The following is a 1,111-nucleotide window of genomic DNA, read 5'->3' as shown; positions in this document are numbered from 1 at the left end:
GTCATTGATATGAATTGCGATGCTGTATACTTCGGGGGACCTTCCTTGAACATGCGGATGATGCGCAAGGGCTACAATCTTAGCTATGAAGAAGTACGTGAAGCCGTGAACATGGCGCATGACCGCGGCAAGCGTGCCTATATTACTGTGAACAACTTGCTCAATGAAGGCGATTTGGACGAAGCGAAGCGTTACCTGACGTTCTTGAACGAGGTAGGTCCAGACGCGATTATTGCGCAAGATTTGGCCGTATTCCCACTCATCCAAGAAATGAATTTATCGAATGTACCCGTTCATTCCTCTGTCATGATGAATGTGCACAACTTAGAAATGATCGAGGCATTGAAGGAAATGGGCGTTACACGTGTTGTCGCGTCCCGTGAAATGGATCTGCATACTGCGGAGCTGCTGCAAGCGAAGACAGGCATGGAATTTGAATATTTCGTCCATGGGGACATGTGTACGGTACACGGAGCCAACTGCTTCTACAGTTCGATGTTATATGGCAATAGTGCGAATCGTGGACGCTGTATGAAGCCATGCCGCTGGGATTACCGGGTGAAGAAGGACGGCAATGTATATCCAACGGAATATCCGCTTGCGGCGAAGGATATGTACATGTATGAGCATATTCCAGAGCTGATCAAGTCGGGCATTACTTCATTCAAGCTAGAGGGACGGATGCGGGATTTGGAGTTCCTGAAGATGATTGTCAACAGCTATGGCGATGCAATCGATCGCTACATTGCGGATCCGCTTGGCTACGATCGGAAGGAGAACAGCGACACCCTGTATGAGAACCGCAAGCGCGACTTCTCGACAGCCTATGCGTTCGGCAAGCCAGGACTTGACTATATCAACACGCGCTATGAAGGAACGGGGAAATTTTATAGCACAGGTAAAGTGTTCAGTACGCCTACAGCAGAACGTGAAGTGAAACCAGAACGGGTAGAGCAGGTGCAAGACACTTTAGCAGGCATTCGTCAGCCAGAGAAGATGGGACAACCTCAATTATCCGTTCACGTTAACAATGTGGAGCAGGCGAAGACGGTGCTCGAAGCGGGTGCAGACATTGTCTATTTGACAGGAGACGTATTCCAGCCTGATGTGC

The 1,111-nt window shown here is 49.1% G+C and carries 1 protein-coding gene; it reads left to right on the top strand.

Translation table 11 applies throughout. From position 1 onward, the window contains the following. Nucleotides 1-1,111: peptidase U32 family protein (locus AZ66_RS29260; RefSeq protein ID WP_044358171.1), on the top strand; the 1,111-nt coding region annotated here is incomplete at both ends.

The sequence above is a fragment of the Paenibacillus sp. E194 genome (assembly GCF_000935845.1).
Classification (GTDB): domain Bacteria; phylum Bacillota; class Bacilli; order Paenibacillales; family Paenibacillaceae; genus Paenibacillus_B; species Paenibacillus_B alvei_B.
The sequence above is the reverse complement of the archived record's forward strand: the minus strand, read 5'-3'. Positions and strand labels throughout refer to the sequence as shown.